Below are 16,028 nucleotides of genomic sequence, written 5' to 3'. Positions count from 1 at the left end.
TCCGTGTTAATACGTTATTGCTAATGCTCAGCTAACTTCGGCGTAACCGTTGTTAATCACCACGATATCCCGCTCCACAGAGCGGCAGCGGAAGGCGATCTTGTTGCCGTCACGCCACATTTCAGTGCGGATGGTTTCGCCCGGATAAACCGGTGCAGAGAAGCGCAGACGCATGCGGTGGAAGCGCGCTGGATCATAGTCACACAAGGTTTTCAGCAGCGCGTGATTAGCTACACCAAAGGTGCACAGGCCATGAAGAATCGGCTTTTCGAACCCGGCCTCACGTGCAACGCTGGGTGATGCGTGCAGGGGGTTGAAATCACCAGACAGGCGGTAAATCAATGCTGCCTGATCCAGCGTTGGCAGGTCGCATACCAGGTCCGGCTCACGCTCAGGAATACGATCCGGAGTTGAGGTAGACGCAGAAGGGCCACCGAAACCACCATCACCTCGCGCCATTGTGGTGCTAAGCAACGTGCACAAATCTTCGCCTGTGGCCTTATCGCGGACAACGCGCTCGGTGATGACCAACGCACCTTTGCCTTCGCCTTTATCGATAACCTCGGTGATCTTGGTGGTGGCTTCGACCACACCGGATGCGGGTAAAGGTTTATGGATGATGACTTCCTGACCTGCGTGCAGCACTTTCACCCAATCAATGCCCGTATCCGGTTCGCGCGCCCAGAATCCAGGGTAGGCCAGCACAACAGACATGCTTGGCAATGCCTTGAGGCCATCCTCATAAACAAACTGCAGACAGTCTTCGTTCAGCGGATCGTTGCCCAAGCCCACACCCAGCGCATAGAGCATGCTGTCTTTTTCGGTGTAATCGTGGGTCAGTGTTTCAAACTTGCGGTTAAGCAGATGTTCGTAATTGATTGCCATGATGGGTTTCCTGTTAATGGCCGGTGCTGGCGCAGCTTCCCCAAGAAGAAGCTGCGCCATGCTCAGTCGTCAGATTCAGGTTGAGAGAATCAGAACGGGTCCCAGCTGAAGACGTCAGCAGAACGATCCAGCTTGTAGAAGTCGCTTTCAAATGCAGGCAACACGCGGCTCAGAACGGTTTCTGGCGTCCAGCCTTCCAGAGTGTGGGCTGAACGGATTGGCCGTGGCTGGCTGAACAGGAAGATTTCGTTGTTGCGCACACCGAAAATCTGACCGGTCACGTGCTTGGCGGCATCGCTGCACAGAGTCACTGCCAGAGTGGCGATTTTGTCTGGCGTCATCTGCTGAATCTTCGCAACGCGGGCTTTCTCTTCTTCGGTTTCTGTCGGGATGGTTCCGATCAGACGGCTCCAGGCAAACGGCGCGATGCAGTTTGAGGTCACACCAAAGCGGTTCATGTCGAGCGCCAATGACTTGGATAGCCCCATAATCCCGGCCTTGGCGGCTGCGTAGTTAGCCTGACCAAAGTTGCCAATCAAGCCAGACGTGGACGTCATGTTTACAAAGGTACCGCTGCCCTGTTCGCGGAAATGCGCAGCAGCTGCACGGCTGACATTAAAGCTCCCCTTGAGGTGAACCGCGATAACGGAATCCCAGTCAGCTTCAGACATTTTGTGGAAGATACCATCCCGCAGATTGCCGGCGTTGTTAACAACACCGTCGATGCGGCCAAAAGTATCGATGGCTGTCTGGATGATGTTATGAGCGCCGTCCCAATCGGTCACACTGTCGTAGTTGCTGACGGCTTCACCACCGGCTTCTTTAATAACAGATACCACTTCATCCGCAGGGGTCTGGTCGCCGCCCGACCCGTCGCCGGCGCCGCCCAAATCGTTTACAACCACTTTGGCACCGTGCTCAGCCAACATAATCGAGGTGGCACGACCAATACCACGACCGCCACCGGTAACAACGATGACTTTACCTTCCAATAACTTTGAATCGCTCATAATAAGCTCCGATTTATTAGATTTACTTTCGGTTTTAATGAATGCGGCATCAAACGACCGCTATTTTTAAATCGTGACAGCCGTTATGGCTGCGATTACTGCGCCTGTGCTCTGGCAACCAGCTCACGGGCAATAACTTTCAGCGCCAGGGTCTCCTCAGCGCCTTCAAAAATAGACAGCACTCGGGCGTCTACAAAGTAACGGCTCACGTCGTATTCCTCGGCATAGCCCATGCCACCGTGAATCTGCATCGCTTCGCGGCTAACCCACTCTGCCGCTCGACAAGAGAACAGCTTGACCAAACTGGCTTCCATCTGGCCTCGGCCCTGATCCATCTCTCTGGCCACCGCATAGGTGAACTGACGGGAAGCAATCAGAGTTGAGAACATCCGAGCCAGCTTCACTTGAGTAAGCTGGTACGCCGCGATGGGCTGGCCAAACACTTTGCGGTCACCGGCATACTTAAGCGCCTTTTCGCTGGCGGCCTCCATCACACCGTTAGCCCGAGCCGCGGTCTGAATACGTCCGCCCGAGAAGCCCGCCATGGTGAAGTAGAAGCCTTTGCCCTGGCCTGCTTCTTCACCAATCAGGTGATCTGCCGGTACAAAGTAATCTTCGTAGGACATATCGAAGGAGTGCATGCCGCGGTAACCCAGAGTGGCAATCGCCTTTCCGGAAATCTTGCCGCCGCCAGGCTGCTGATGGCTGAATTCATGACCAGCGAATGCGGGCTTCTCAACCAAAAACAAACTCAGACCTTTATGACCCAGTGATGCATCCGGCTCAGATCGCGCGATAACCACCAAGAGCTCCGCTTTGCCAGCGAATGTGCACCAGGTTTTGCTGCCGTTCAGCAACCAGCCACCCTCAGTAGACGTCGCCCTTAACCCCAGAGATGCCACATCCGACCCGTGGTTGGGCTCGGTAATGGAGATCGCGCAAAGAGTCTCGCCAGACGCCAATTTGGGCAGCCACTTTTCCTGCTGAGCCTCAGTGCCGCCGCTCAGCAGTGCCTTCGCTGCAATTTCAGGGCGCGTAATGAGGCTGCCTGCCGCTCCCAGAGATGCTCTGGAGAGCTCTTCGGTAACAACAATCATGCTGAGGCTGTCGTCATGATCGTCTGGTTGCAAGCCACCGAACCGCTCAGGAATACTGATACCGAAGCTGCCTAACTCTGCCGCAGGCTTCAGGATCTCGTCAGGAATATCCAGGTCATGACGATGGATCTTTTCCGCCAAAGGCATCACAACATCTGTTGCAAATCGTGCGAAGGTTTCACGCACCATTTCTTTGTCATCGTCAAGCATGGCCGGCAGGTACAGACTGTCGCGTAAAGACAACTGTGCTCCCAGAGCCGCCATATACTCAGCAGCGCCGTATGTGCGCACGAATTCGCCAAATTCGGCTCCGCCGCACAAACCCAGCACGTCTGCGCGCTCAATTTCCTGCAGCGTCAACAAGCGCTGTGGAACTTTTTGCAGGACATCTGCACTGAACGCCAGCGCAACTGTCATGGCCAGGGAGTCTTGCTGTTGTGCTTTTTCCGCATACCGGTTAACAGCATCGGCAGCACTCAATTCCGCGACACAGAATGCGAGCTCATAGCAAGACAGCTGATGATCATCGAGACGCCCGGCACTGAGCTTGCCATCCTCGCTGCAGAGCGTTTTCAGGCGCCCCAAAACCAGGTCAACAAGTTCCCGGGCCTTGCCCAAATGCCGGTCGGCTACAACTAGCGAATCTGTCGCGTTCATAGTGCTCTCACTCACATGCTTGCTGCTGGCGTTCATCGTTTAACCTTTTGCCTCCGGTCGGCTATGTCTTACTTCTCGTACCGACCGATAATGGAAATACTGCAAATGTTCTGGTGCGGGAAGCCACCCAGGTTGTGATTCAGGCCGATACGCGGGTCCGCCAGCTGACGGTCGCCTGCCCTGCCACTGAACTGCAGGTAGTTCTCGTAGATCATCCGCAATCCGGAAGCGCCTATCGGATGACCGAAGCACTTCAACCCGCCATCAATCTGGCAGGGGATACGGCCGTCAGCATCAAAGTCACCGTTGAGCACATCGCGCACGGCTTGCCCTTCTTCGGACAACTGAAGGTCTTCCATGGTCACCAGCTCGGTAATCGAGAAGCAGTCGTGCACTTCTGTCATGCTGATTTCTTCACGGGGGTTCTTGATGCCGGCTTCATCGTAGGCACGCTGAGCCGCAACACGGGTGGTCTTCAGGTAAGAGCCGTCCCATTCACCGTAACCTCCTTCATATCCGTTCGAGGCTGCCAGCTGCAGCGCCTTGACCGATACCAGGTTGGCCTTCTGCAGGCGCTTGGCGATTTCAGGTGTGGTAACAATCGCGCAGGCCGCACCGTCACTTACGCCACAGCAATCAAACAGGCCGATAGGATCCGCAATGTTGGGCGCATTGATGGCCTGCTCCATGGTGATTTCACGCTGCAAATGCGCTTTCGGGTTTTTTGCGCCGTTGGCGTGGCTCTTCACCGAGATGTGCGCCATGGCGCGCTTCAGATCGTCCTTATTAATGCCGTGCTTGGCGCGATAGCCTGAGGCCAGCTGCGCAAAAGCACCGGGAGCCGACACGTTCGGCCAGAACATATCGTTCTCAACACCCCGCGTGCGCTGTGGCAAACCGCCGTAGCCGATGTCTTTCAATTTCTCGACACCCAGCGCCAGCGCTATGTCGCAGGCACCGGAGGCCACTGCATAGACCGCACCGCGAAACGCTTCGGTTCCGGTTGCACACATGTTTTCAACCTTGGTCACACCGATATTCGGCAGGCGCAAGGCGATGGACAGCGGCAAGCCACTCGGGCCTACGTTATGTGCATCCAAACCCGCGCCAAACCAGGCTGCCTGGATCTCGCTCTTATCGATACCCGCGTCTGCGATGCACTCTTCGAACGCTTCCGACATCAGGTCTGCAGGACTGCAATCCCAGCGCTCACCAAACTTGCTGCAACCCATTCCGAGAATCACAACTTTATCTTTGATTCCACTAGCCATTTTCATTCACCTTGTCTTAGCGCGTGTATTACTGCTGTGATGGAATAGCTTTCCAGAAGTACTTCCGGAAACCGCGTTGGTTATCGAACTGCTTGATCCGGAAGTGCGACGTTACCGTCACGCCGGATTCCACTGTCCCTTCCTCAACCTCGGTGAAATCCATCATCAGGCGGCCACCACCTTCAAACTCGACCAGTCCGAAATAGGCCGGTGGGTTCCAGTCAAATGTCAACCGGTCCGCAGTCCAGGTCTTGATCCGACCAGGCACCTGAGACAACGCGTAATCATCCTGACTGTGCAGGGCACCGCACGCGGTGTTAACGCAGTAGTTTTCTTTCGGGATCTGAATGGTGTTGCACTCGCGGCACTTGCCACCGATGAACCCATTGAGCAGACCTTTCTTGCGGTGCATGGCTGCAAGATAGCTCTGCTTGTCCAGCTCACCGCGCTTGCCGATATCACGCTCTACCAGGTTGTTAAAGCTCAGGAACCGGTTGTAGTTGGTTTCCGGGCGACGCTTTTCCAACGCACCGTTAAAGCCGGCTTTTGGACGCCTGGAGGCAATCGCATCGGTAACACGGAACAGCACGGCATCCGTGCCTTGACCAAACCCGGCCAGCAATACCAGATCACCAGCTTTGGCTTTATCGAGAACCGCCGTCAGCAGCAGGATCGGGTGCGCAGCACCCGCCACACCCAGGTTGTTGATGTGGCTGTCCATCACCGCTTCAGCGGCAATACCCAACGCCTTGGCAACGGCGGCCGGAGTGCGGGCCTGGTCTGATGGCAACACAAAGTGGGCAACGTCCACCCCTTTGGTGTTGGTGCTTTCGAACAACTCGTTAACGGCGGCAGGGACGCTGTTCAGGTAACCTTCGTCACGAATCCAGCGCTCTTCCCAGTCGTAGTTGAAGGTTGCGTCTTCACCACGGTAATGATCGACAAAATCATCCGCGAAACTGGCACTGCCCAGGTATTCAGCGATAACGCCTTCAGTACCAACGCCCAGTGCCGCCGCGCCGTCACCCCAAAGCATTTCCTGACGTGAGCCACACTTGGTACGACGATGCTCAGAAGCCACCAACAGCGCTGAACTGTTATCTTTACCACCAGCTTCCAGCAAACTGATCAGAGCCGAGGTTGCCGCGCGCTGTGAGGCGGTGACATCCATGGTGCGCAAACGGTTGCCCAGATTCAGCGCTTCGCTGACTACCACGGAATTCTGACGATCCAGAAACGGCACAGTGGTTGAGGCCAGGCTTAGAGACTTGACTGTTTCACGGTCGAGAACCGTCAGGCAGTCCTGAGCAGCCTCAACGGCCATGGTGATGACATCTTCATCCCAGTTGCACATGCTGCGCTCGCCTTTGGCAAGGCCACGAAGGCTGGCATCAAACCAGTCGTTGGCATCTGCAATGGCACTTTTTTGGAGGCGGCTGCGGGGAACGTAGGCGCCGTAAGCAGTAATCCCGAACATAGTCTTGTTTCCTTTCGAGCTGAGCCAGTAGTTAAAGCGTACGAGCAATAAGCAACTTCATGATTTCACTCGCACCGCCGTAGATCCGGCGAACCCGTGCATCCACAAACAGACGGGAGATCGGGTACTCTTTCATGTAGCCCCAGCCACCGAAGAACTGCAGGCACCGGTCTACAATTTTGCCTTCAAGTTCAGCCGTCCACAGCTTGGCCATCGCTCCCTCATCGGCGGTCAAGGTACCGTCGTTAGCCTTCTGCAGGCACTGATCAAGGAATGCCCAACTTACGGCCAGCTCCGTCTTAATATCGGCCAGAGTGAACTGGGTGTTCTGGAAATCACCGATTGCCTGACCAAACGCCTTGCGCTCTTTTACGTACTCGGTGGTCAGATCAAACGCGCGCTGAGCCTCGGCCAGGGCACGGCAGGCAATGGTAATTCGCTCACGAGGCAGTTCCTGCATCATGATGACGAAACCTTCACCTTCATTACCTACCAGGTTGGTTACCGGTACACGCACGTCCTGGAAAAATAGCTCTGACGTATCCGCCGCCTTCTGGCCGATCTTTTCCAGATTACGGCCACGGGCAAAGCCCGGGCGGTCGGTCTCAACGATAATCAGGCTGATGCCCTTTGCGCCTTTGCTCGGATCGGTGGAGCAAGCCAGCAACACGAAATCGCAGTTCTGGCCGTTGGTGATAAAGGTCTTCTGGCCGTTAATCACGTATTCGTCGCCGTCGCGAACCGCCGATGTACGCATGGCTTTAAGGTCACTGCCACAGCCAGGCTCGGTCAGGCCGATAGAGGCAATGCTTTCTGCTGTTACCATGCGTGGCAGCCAGTACTTTTTCTGCTCTTCAGTACCTGCGTGCAAAAGGTAGTAGGCAACGATATCGGCCTGTACCGAGAACCCGACGCTGGCGCCGCCAAGGGCGTAACCGGTTTCTTCCGAGAAAATCATGTTGTAAAGGAAGTCTGCACCCGGGCCGCCGTATTCTTCCGGCACGCCGCAGCACAAGAAACCGTTGGCGCCGGCTTTTTCCCAAAACGACCGGGGCATGATTTCGTCTTTTTCCCACTGATCAATATTGGGCTCCAGTTCTTCCCGGAAAAAGCGCCGCGCGTTGGTGCGGAAAAGCTCATGGTCACTGGAATAGACAGCTCTGTTTTCAATAGTCATTACACTCTCTCCTTTAACTGGTTGAGCAATCGAACCGCCCGTTCCACAACCGGCTTGTCGATCATTTTTCCGTCGAGTGAAAATACGGCTTCACCCTTCTGTTCATGTTCCCGGGAGCTTTTGACAATATCCCGGGCTTTCTGGATTTCTTCTTCGGAGGGCATAAAGCCTTCATTCATAATGGTCACTTGCGACGGGTGTACCGCCAGGGCCCCACGAAAGCCCAACTGCCGTGCGCGCTTGATGGTTGCCGCAAACCGCTCCTGGTCACTGTAATCTGCAATCGAGTCCACAAACCCATAGGGCAATACCCCGGTGCGGTTGGCTGCAAATACAATGGCCTGACTCGGAACCAGCAAGGTATCCGGATTAGGATCCATGCCTACCTCGGAGCAAAAGTCCTCGGGGCCAAGGGTCAGCCCCACCACTCGCGATACCGATGCAATGTCATCCAGCTTCAGCAGCGCTGCCGGTGACTCAATCTGTACCATCATCACAACGCTGCCGGGTGTCAGGCCGCGCTCAATCTCCAGTTCGGTGACGACATCAGCCAGCGCCTGTAATGCCGCTGCGCTTTCTACCTTGGGAACAACCAGCCCACGCACACCGTTGATAACCGCAGCCTCCAGATCACGCACGGCCATTCGCAAGGGCTGATTAATTCGTACCAGCATGTCGGCGCCTGACTGGGTTACCTGGTGTACGACCACTGGCAAATAATCCCGTGCGGACTTTTTCTCCCCGACAGGCACACTGTCTTCAAGATCAACGATGATTGCGTCGGCGCCACGGGAGTGGGCTTTTTCCAGAAAACGACGGTTATTTGCCGGAACAAACATCAACGAGCGCCATACCGGCATGTTGAGTGAAGTCATACTTGGCCTCCCGGCAATGCCTTGTTGGTTTCACTTTTCAACTCCACTTCCAGAGACATGGCAAGCTGGTTTTCGGGTGTCAAAGCCCAAAGCTTCACCGTGTTGCCATCCCGGGCGCCGTTAACCGTAAACGGCTCCAGGTCGAACAATGGCTGCACTCCGCGGAACTTGAACCGGGCAATCTCGACTTGCCCCAGGTTGCTGTACATCAGGTCAAGCAGCAGGCTGGCAACCAGCGGTCCGTGCACGACCAAGCCAGGATAGCCCTCTGCTTCAACTGCCCAGTTGCGGTCGTAATGAATACGGTGGCCATTGAAGGTCAACGCGGAATAGCGGAACAGCAAAACCGGGTCCGGCGTGATTGTTTTGCTCCACTGGAGCCCCAGCTCCGGCGTGTATTCCGGCGCAACGGGCGCCGGGCCAGTTGGCATTGCACGGTATACGATGTCCTGAATCTCGGTGAGCACAGGCTCCTGTTTGCCCTTGAACAAGCGATGAGCGACGCTTACAAACACCAACTCACCCTGTCGCCCACTCTTGGGAACAACCGACTCGACGGTCGATTTGCACGTGAGCTGATCACCGACATGAAGAGGCTGATGACACTCAACCTTGCTCCCCGCCCACATGCGCCGTGGCAGAGGCACCGGCGGCAAAAAACCGCCTGTTTTAGGATGCCCATCCTGGCCAGTAGCCGACGCTTGCGGGGTTGGTGTGAAGAACAACCAATGCCAGGGCAGTGGCAGGAAGCTAGCTTCTGTTAGCTGTGGGTTCTGGTGATCCAACGCCGCTGCCATCTTGGCCACGACTTTGGCACTGACCAGATCAGACGATTCCTGGGTTCGCCCTACCCACTTCTGCAGTTCATCAAATTGTGATTTTTCTGCCGCTGGCTTTACGGTCATGACTGCGCCTCCATGGCATCTGAATTTCTGGCATCAAACTCACGCCTTAGCTTTACACCGTGCTCCCCAAGTGCAGGTACCGGACCCAGCCCATTGTGTTGGTGGCGGGTAACTGCGGGAGGCGCAACAACACTGACCGGGCCAGATGCCGTAGCAACCTGAATGCGCCGTAACTGCGGATGCTGGCTGAACTCCTCGACCGTTTTGACTTCGCCGTAGGCGATGCGGGCCTGATTCAGGCGGTCTACCAGTGTGTGCCGGCTCATCGCAGCGATGATGGGTTGCACCACCTGATTGAGCGCGTCGCGATGCATGCAGCGCGCGATGTTACTCTCGTAGTCTGGGCTTGCTTTCAGCTCCGGAGACTCCAGCACCTGGTCACAGAACCGCTCCCACTCCCTCTGGTTCTGCACTGACAACACCACTTGATGTTGATCGGCACAGGAATAGACTTCATACGGAGTGATCGCCGGGTGCCTAAGGCCAGCGCGCTCAACCGGAATCTGCCGGGATTCACTCTGCAATAAAGGTACGGTCATCCAATCTGCGATCGCATCGAACAGGGACACCTCGATGCTCTCTCCCTCGCCTGTACGCTCGCGGGCGATTAATGCACGCAGCACTTCCGCGTGGGCGTACATGCCGCAAGCGATATCACAAACAGAAACCCCAACCCGCGCCGGCTCGTCTGCGGCACCGGTAATCGAAGCCAGGCCGGATTCACACTGAACCAGCAAGTCATAGCCCTTCATATTCTGGTAAGGGCCTCTGCTTCCGTAGCCGGTGATATCAACGGTAATCAGCCGTGGGTTATCGCGGCGAAGTGCTGCCGAGCCAAAACCTGCGCGCTCGGCAGCTCCCGGGGCCAGGTTCTGCACAAACACATCGGCTTCCTTCAACATCTTCAGCAGTAACTGTTGATCGGCGCTGTCTTTAATGTTCAGGCAGATGGATTCCTTGCCACGGTTGAGCCACACAAAATAGGAGCTCTCTCCGGCGGCGGCCTGATCGTAATACCTGGCAAAGTCTCCCTCATCGCGCTCCACCTTTATTACACGGGCACCAGCATCGGCGAGCCTTGATGTGCAATAGGGTGCGGCCACGGCCTGCTCCAGAGACACCACCAACAATCCTTTAAGCGAGGATGTATTCATTAAAAGGACCTCGGCATTCCAAGATCATGGGTGGCAAGGTGGGAGAGAATCAGGTTGGTAGAGATAGGTGCGACCTGATACAAGCGGGTTTCCCGGAACTTGCGCTCAATGTCGTATTCTTCGGCAAAGCCATAACCACCATGGGTCTGGATGCAGGTATCACCCGCCTGCCAGGAGGCCTCCGATGCAAGCATCTTGGCCATGTTTGCCAGCGACCCACAGGGCTGCCCGGCTTCAAATGCCAAAATAGCCTGATCGACAACAGCGGCGGCAGCTACCGTTTGGGCATAGGCTCTGGCGATCGGGAACTGGACACCCTGATTTTGGCCTATCGGCCGGCCAAACACTTCTCGGCTTTTTGCGTAAGCCGAAGCCTTTTCAATGAAATATCGGGCATCACCGATGCACTCAGCCGCAATCAAAATCCGCTCAGCGTTCATGCCATCAAGGATGTAACGGAATCCGGCGCCTTCCTCACCAATAAGGTTCGCTGCCGGCACACGCACATTGTCGAAAAACAACTCAGTGGTCGCGTGGTTCATCATGGTTTTGATCGGACGGATAGACAACCCACCCGCCAACGCATCCTTCATATCCACCAGTAACACCGACATACCATCTGTGCGCTTGGCGCAGGCGTCACGCGGGGTAGTGCGTACAAGAAGGATCATCAAGTCAGAATGTTCAGTGCGGGAAATAAATACTTTCTGGCCGTTGACCACATAGTCGTCGCCGTCTTTCACCGCTTTGGTGGTGATACGGGTGGTGTCTGTTCCACTGGATGGCTCAGTTACACCAAACGCTTGCAGCCTCAGCTCGCCGGCGGCGATACGGGGCAGATATTTCTGCTTTTGCTCTTCACTACCGTGGCGCAGCAGGGTGCCCATGGTGTACATCTGGGCGTGACATGCGCCGCCATTACAGCCGGAACGTTGTACCTCCTCCAGCACTGCGCACGCAGCCCCCAGAGACAGTCCTGACCCACCAAACTCCTCCGGAATCATCACAGAGAGGTAGCCTGACTCACTCAATGCGTTGACGAATTCCGTCGGATACTCATTCTGCTGATCCAACGCCCTCCAGTAGCCACCAGGAAAGCCGGCACATAAACGTGCGGTGGCCTCCCGGACATCCGGATACGATGACGATGAATACATGGAACTCTCCTGTTAACGGGCAAGCGCATCGGCCAATGCCAATATCACAACCAGAAAACTCACCCTATCAGCAAGAAAATCCTTCAACAATTATATAGTTTTTATATCGGCCATCACTTTATTGGATACCTAAACATGACCGCGCTTCACTCTTCCACAACAAACATGTTATACAGCATCAAAACAAGATCACTTTTTGGCATACCACGGAGCACACTCATGGCTACTAACCTCAATGTAGATCTGCGACAGCTCAATACCTTCCTTACCGTCGCAGACACAGGAAGCTTCAGCCGGGCGTCGGAAAAGCTTTTCGTTGCCCAACCGGCGTTAAGCCGCCAAATCCGGATGCTGGAAAGTGCGTTGAATGTGGAGGTATTTGTGCGTCATGGCCGAGGCGTTGTACTGACGGCACCCGGAGAACTGCTCTACGATCGCGCACGCAAGATCATGCAGGATCTGGAACGGACACTGGCGGACGTAACGGCCATTGCCGGAGAAGTGACCGGCCAGGTTACGCTGGGAATACTTCCAACTGTTGCCCACATCTTTTCAGGTACGATTGTCGAAAAATACCGCAAGAAGTTTCCGCAGGTTAATCTTGCAGTCAAGTCAGCAATGAGTGGCACTCTGCAGCAGATGGTGGCCCAGCACCGGCTGAACCTTGCTATCACCTATAACCCCAGTAGCCAGAGAAACCTGCGCTGCAAGCCCTTGCTCGAAGAGCCGCTCTACCTGATCGGGCCAAGCAACAGCCCTCTTGCCAAACAGACAGAAATCACGATGGACGACGTGCTGAAACAGCAGTTGATACTTCCTGAAGAAAAGCACGGCCTGAGACAAGCCGTAGAAAGGGAAGCGGCGCAACGTGGGACGACGATTAATCTGGCGCTCGAGGTGAGTGCATGGCCACTACTGACAGATACAGCACGCCGGGGTCTTGGCTATACCATTCTGCCTTCTGCTGCCGTTCACGAAATGATGGCTCGCAATGAAGTGATGGCGATTCCGATAACCTCGCCGGAATTGACCAGAACACTCTCACTGGTTACGCCGGCAGATCTGCCTGCCTCCGTCGCTACGGAAAAGCTTTCCGAAATGATTTTGAGGCAAGTTGCCCAACATGTTCAAGATGGGCTGTGGAAAGGACGTTTGTTGTTTGAGATTGACAATTCCAAGGCTCACGATCGCAAGTAAACTCTTGAAGTAGCCGGGTACAGCTGAATGTAGCCTAGCCATTCATTTACGTTATACATAATATCCAATATAGATAATTGTTAGCATTCTTCCCCGCTGCTAGGGTGATTTCCGTCGCAAGCGCTGCGGCATCAGGGCTACCTGAAATCACCCCCTTCAGGCTGAGTTTTCTCTGACAGCAGAATTTTAAACAAGAACGGAGAATGCGATTTATGCTACGCAACAAATTATCCACAGCAATTAAAGTAACCAGCTCCCTGCTGGTATTCGGCTTGGCTAGCCAGGTTAACGCAATCGAATTTCAGGCAGGAGACGCAAAAGTTGAGATCTCCGGCTATGCCCGCCTGAACGCGTCTTACGACATTGATGAAAACATTGCCACATCCCGGGGCACCCGTTCCGGTAACTTTTCTCTGGTCAACACAGGCACCGGCAAAGAAGCAAAGGGTCACTTTGGTGCAGATGCATTTCAATCCCGCCTCGGCATCAAAACAACATTGCCACAAGGTGTGAAAATCAATGTGGAAGGTGACTTCCGCAGCATCAGCGGCACACCCGGTCAATTGCGCATTCGTCATGCATACGGCGAATACAACGGCGTGTTATTGGGCAGAACCTGGTCCAACTTCAACAGCTTCGTAGGCAACACCTCAGGGCTGGAATTCGATGGTATGGCAGGCGCTGCTGGTTACCAGGGCCGTAATTCGCAGGCCCGTTATACGACTGGAGCCTTCTCCGTTGCATTGGAAGACCCGAGAACCAGCGTCTTCGGCAGCAGTGACGAGAAGAACGGAATACCAACACTGACGGCACGCTATGAGACCTCATCCGGAGCATTCAGCTATTCAGCAGCAGCATTGCTGCAAGAAGTCGCGATTGATAACGGCACAGCGGATGACAGCGCTCTCGGCTACGGCGTATTCGGCGCGGCCAAGCTGGCACTGACCGACGCTTTTTCCATCCAGGGCGCATTGAATTACAACGATGGTGCCAACGGTTATTTGTGGCGCTCGGGTAACAACTATTCCGGTGCAGATGCCTATGTTAATGGCGGCAGCCTCGAAACCATCAGTGGTTATGGTGGAGTCATTGGTGCCAGCCTGAAAATGGGACCTGGTTCTATTAACACCGCTATTGGCATGACGGAGATGGATTGGGATGATGCCGTAGCCGATGGTATTGCTGGTGTGGGCGCTGAGCATGAGCGCAACACCAACGCCATGCTCAACTACCAGTGGAGCGTAGTAAAGGCTGTCAAATTTGGCGTCCAATATACCTACTTCAAAGTCAAGAAAGTGAGTGGCGATGATGGCGACGCAAGCCGGTTGCTGTTTGCAGCTCAGTACAACTTCTGAGCCTAGGCCGAAATAGCTTTCAAAAATGTTAAACCAGCCTCTTTTCCCTACTGTGCAAAAAACCAGTTATACCTGTGGGGAAAAGAGGCGCATAAGAATTCGCCAGATTTAATTCGGGAGGCATAAATGCGAATACTGGTCGCTGTAAAACGAGTAATCGACTACAACGTAAAGGTACGCGTCAAGCCGGATAACACTGGTGTTGATCTCGCCAACGTCAAAATGGCAATGAACCCATTCTGCGAAATCGCTGTTGAAGAAGCGGTTCGACTGAAGGAAAAAGGTGTTGCCAACGAAATCGTCGTGGTTTCCATTGGTCCCAAGGCGTGTCAGGAGCAGATTCGTACTGCGCTGGCGCTGGGTGCTGACCGTGGCATCCACATTGAAGCCGATGAGGAAGTTCAGTCTCTCGACGCAGCCAAATTGCTGAAGGCCGTTGTTGAGAAAGAAGAGCCGAAACTCGTCATTCTTGGCAAACAGTCTATCGATTCTGATAACAACCAGACAGGCCAGATGTTGGCTGCACTGACCGGTATGGGGCAGGGCACCTTTGCTTCTGAAGTGGTTGTTGATGGTGAAAAAGTCAATGTTACCCGTGAGGTAGACGGTGGTCTGATGACCCTTTCCCTGAACCTCCCTGCGGTTGTAACCACCGACCTGCGTTTGAACGAGCCGCGCTATGCGTCCCTGCCAAACATCATGAAAGCCAAGAAGAAGCCTCTCGATGTTATGAGCCCGGCTGATCTGGGTGTTGAGATTGCGTCGCGCCTGACCACTCTGAAAGTGGAAGCACCGGCTGCCCGTTCAGCAGGCATCAAAGTGGCTGACGTAGCCGAGCTGGTCGATAAACTGAAGAACGAAGCGAAGGTGATCTAAATGAGCATCCTTGTAATTGCTGAACACGACAACAGCAGCCTGAAGCAGGCGACTCTAAGCGTTGTAGCGGCTGCCAAGGCCATCGGTGGCGATATTGATGTATTGGTTGCCGGCGAAAACTGTGGCGCTGTTGCAGAAGCCGCCGCCAAGGCTGACGGCGTTGCAAAGGTACTGGTTGCCGACAATGCAGCTTATGGCCACTTCCTGGGTGAGAACCTGAGCGAGCTGGTTGCAGAAGTGGGTAAGGGCTACAGCCACATCCTGACTTCTGCGGGCACCACGGGCAAAGACTTCATGCCGCGCGTTGCAGCGCTGCTGGACGTTGCTCAGGTATCAGACATCATTCGCGTGGAATCCGAAGATACCTTCGTTCGCCCGATCTACGCTGGCAACGCCATTGCGACGGTCAAGGCCAGCGATGGCATCAAGGTTGTCACCGTGCGTCCGACTGGTTTTGATCCTGTCGCCGCTGAAGGCGGCTCCGCTTCCGTTGAGCAGCTGGACGTTGTAAAAGACGCTGGCCTCTCATCGTTTGTCAGTGAGGAGAAAGCCAAATCTGACCGTCCTGATCTGGCCAGTGCCGGCATCGTTATTTCCGGTGGCCGTGGCATGCAGAACGGCGAGAACTTCAAGATGCTGGAGCAGGTTGCTGATCTGCTGGGTGCCGGTATGGGCGCCTCCCGTGCTGCGGTCGATGCAGGCTTTGTGCCGAACGACATGCAGGTCGGACAGACTGGCAAGATTGTTGCGCCGCAGTTGTATGTAGCTGTGGGCATCTCCGGTGCCATTCAGCACCTGGCGGGCATGTCGGATTCCAAGGTGATCGTTGCGATCAACAAGGATGAAGAAGCACCGATTTTCCAGGTTGCCGATTACGGCCTGGTGGCGGATCTGTTTGAAGCAGTACCGCAATTTGAAGAAGAGCTGAAGAAAGT

General features: G+C 54.9%; 14 protein-coding genes. 4 read left to right on the top strand and 10 right to left on the bottom strand.

Features of this window, described 5'->3' with window-relative positions; genetic code table 11:
- Positions 1 to 27 precede the first annotated feature (27 nt).
- The 10 genes from ACN0RL_RS16120 to ACN0RL_RS16075 all read right to left on the bottom strand — a co-directional run bounded on the left by ACN0RL_RS16120 (position 28) and on the right by ACN0RL_RS16075 (position 11,665).
- The gene (locus ACN0RL_RS16120; RefSeq protein ID WP_417518633.1) at positions 28 to 885 is read right to left on the bottom strand and encodes a MaoC/PaaZ C-terminal domain-containing protein; all 858 of its coding nucleotides are present in this window, start codon (positions 883 to 885) and stop codon (positions 28 to 30) included.
- Positions 886 to 974: 89 nt separating this feature from the next.
- Positions 975 to 1,895, bottom strand: a complete 921-nt coding sequence (locus tag ACN0RL_RS16115) for an SDR family NAD(P)-dependent oxidoreductase (RefSeq protein WP_417518631.1) — start codon at positions 1,893 to 1,895, stop codon at positions 975 to 977.
- 95 nt (positions 1,896 to 1,990) lie between these two features.
- Positions 1,991 to 3,685, bottom strand: a complete 1,695-nt coding sequence (locus ACN0RL_RS16110) for an acyl-CoA dehydrogenase family protein (RefSeq protein WP_417518629.1) — start codon at positions 3,683 to 3,685, stop codon at positions 1,991 to 1,993.
- Positions 3,686 to 3,717: 32 nt separating this feature from the next.
- Positions 3,718 to 4,920, bottom strand: a complete 1,203-nt coding sequence (locus ACN0RL_RS16105; RefSeq protein ID WP_417518627.1) for an acetyl-CoA acetyltransferase — start codon at positions 4,918 to 4,920, stop codon at positions 3,718 to 3,720.
- 28 nt (positions 4,921 to 4,948) lie between these two features.
- Positions 4,949 to 6,397, bottom strand: a complete 1,449-nt coding sequence (locus ACN0RL_RS16100) for a 3-oxoacyl-[acyl-carrier-protein] synthase III C-terminal domain-containing protein (protein WP_417518625.1) — start codon at positions 6,395 to 6,397, stop codon at positions 4,949 to 4,951.
- 31 nt (positions 6,398 to 6,428) lie between these two features.
- The gene (locus ACN0RL_RS16095) at positions 6,429 to 7,574 is read right to left on the bottom strand and encodes an acyl-CoA dehydrogenase family protein (protein WP_417518623.1); all 1,146 of its coding nucleotides are present in this window, start codon (positions 7,572 to 7,574) and stop codon (positions 6,429 to 6,431) included.
- Positions 7,574 to 8,449: an HpcH/HpaI aldolase/citrate lyase family protein gene (locus ACN0RL_RS16090; RefSeq protein WP_417518621.1), complete on the bottom strand. Its 876-nt coding sequence runs from the start codon at positions 8,447 to 8,449 to the stop codon at positions 7,574 to 7,576. The genes ACN0RL_RS16095 and ACN0RL_RS16090 overlap by 1 nt, the downstream gene beginning before the upstream one ends.
- A complete protein-coding gene (locus ACN0RL_RS16085; RefSeq protein WP_417518619.1) occupies positions 8,446 to 9,354 on the bottom strand; it encodes an FAS1-like dehydratase domain-containing protein in 909 nt (302 codons plus the stop codon). Before ACN0RL_RS16085 ends, ACN0RL_RS16090 begins: the two co-directional genes overlap by 4 nt.
- Positions 9,351 to 10,508: a CaiB/BaiF CoA transferase family protein gene (locus ACN0RL_RS16080; RefSeq protein WP_417518617.1), complete on the bottom strand. Its 1,158-nt coding sequence runs from the start codon at positions 10,506 to 10,508 to the stop codon at positions 9,351 to 9,353. The genes ACN0RL_RS16085 and ACN0RL_RS16080 overlap by 4 nt, the downstream gene beginning before the upstream one ends.
- Positions 10,508 to 11,665 carry an acyl-CoA dehydrogenase family protein gene (locus ACN0RL_RS16075; protein ID WP_417518615.1) on the bottom strand — a complete coding sequence of 386 codons (1,158 nt, stop codon included), beginning with the start codon at positions 11,663 to 11,665 and terminating at the stop codon, positions 10,508 to 10,510. Before ACN0RL_RS16075 ends, ACN0RL_RS16080 begins: the two co-directional genes overlap by 1 nt.
- A 219-nt stretch (positions 11,666 to 11,884) precedes the next feature.
- On the opposite strand from ACN0RL_RS16075, the gene ACN0RL_RS16070 reads away from it, so the two are divergent.
- The 4 genes from ACN0RL_RS16070 to ACN0RL_RS16055 form a co-directional block, all read left to right on the top strand.
- The gene (locus ACN0RL_RS16070; protein WP_417518613.1) at positions 11,885 to 12,862 is read left to right on the top strand and encodes a LysR family transcriptional regulator; all 978 of its coding nucleotides are present in this window, start codon (positions 11,885 to 11,887) and stop codon (positions 12,860 to 12,862) included.
- Positions 12,863 to 13,074: 212 nt separating this feature from the next.
- Positions 13,075 to 14,217 (top strand): DcaP family trimeric outer membrane transporter, encoded by a 1,143-nt coding sequence (locus tag ACN0RL_RS16065; RefSeq protein WP_417518611.1) that lies wholly within the window; start codon positions 13,075 to 13,077, stop codon positions 14,215 to 14,217.
- 126 nt (positions 14,218 to 14,343) lie between these two features.
- Positions 14,344 to 15,093, top strand: coding sequence for an electron transfer flavoprotein subunit beta/FixA family protein (locus ACN0RL_RS16060; protein ID WP_417518609.1), 750 nt, complete (start codon positions 14,344 to 14,346; stop codon positions 15,091 to 15,093).
- A partial coding sequence (locus tag ACN0RL_RS16055) for an electron transfer flavoprotein subunit alpha/FixB family protein (protein ID WP_417518607.1) occupies positions 15,094 to 16,028 on the top strand: 935 nt, incomplete at its 3' end.

Origin of the sequence: Marinobacter sp. (genome assembly GCF_048259445.1) — a bacterium.
GTDB lineage: Bacteria > Pseudomonadota > Gammaproteobacteria > Pseudomonadales > Oleiphilaceae > Marinobacter.
The sequence above is the reverse complement of the archived record's forward strand: the minus strand, read 5'-3'. Positions and strand labels throughout refer to the sequence as shown.

Coding starts and splice junctions, on each gene's coding strand:
- ACN0RL_RS16100 (WP_417518625.1), bottom strand. CDS start 6,397: ATGTTCGGGATTACTGCTTACGGCGCCTACGTTCCCCGCAGCCGCCTC.
- ACN0RL_RS16065 (WP_417518611.1), top strand. CDS start 13,075: ATGCTACGCAACAAATTATCCACAGCAATTAAAGTAACCAGCTCCCTG.
- ACN0RL_RS16080 (WP_417518617.1), bottom strand. CDS start 10,508: ATGAATACATCCTCGCTTAAAGGATTGTTGGTGGTGTCTCTGGAGCAG.
- ACN0RL_RS16120 (WP_417518633.1), bottom strand. CDS start 885: ATGGCAATCAATTACGAACATCTGCTTAACCGCAAGTTTGAAACACTG.
- ACN0RL_RS16105 (WP_417518627.1), bottom strand. CDS start 4,920: ATGGCTAGTGGAATCAAAGATAAAGTTGTGATTCTCGGAATGGGTTGC.
- ACN0RL_RS16060 (WP_417518609.1), top strand. CDS start 14,344: ATGCGAATACTGGTCGCTGTAAAACGAGTAATCGACTACAACGTAAAG.
- ACN0RL_RS16110 (WP_417518629.1), bottom strand. CDS start 3,685: ATGAACGCCAGCAGCAAGCATGTGAGTGAGAGCACTATGAACGCGACA.
- ACN0RL_RS16090 (WP_417518621.1), bottom strand. CDS start 8,449: ATGACTTCACTCAACATGCCGGTATGGCGCTCGTTGATGTTTGTTCCG.
- ACN0RL_RS16075 (WP_417518615.1), bottom strand. CDS start 11,665: ATGTATTCATCGTCATCGTATCCGGATGTCCGGGAGGCCACCGCACGT.
- ACN0RL_RS16085 (WP_417518619.1), bottom strand. CDS start 9,354: ATGACCGTAAAGCCAGCGGCAGAAAAATCACAATTTGATGAACTGCAG.
- ACN0RL_RS16095 (WP_417518623.1), bottom strand. CDS start 7,574: ATGACTATTGAAAACAGAGCTGTCTATTCCAGTGACCATGAGCTTTTC.
- ACN0RL_RS16070 (WP_417518613.1), top strand. CDS start 11,885: ATGGCTACTAACCTCAATGTAGATCTGCGACAGCTCAATACCTTCCTT.
- ACN0RL_RS16115 (WP_417518631.1), bottom strand. CDS start 1,895: ATGAGCGATTCAAAGTTATTGGAAGGTAAAGTCATCGTTGTTACCGGT.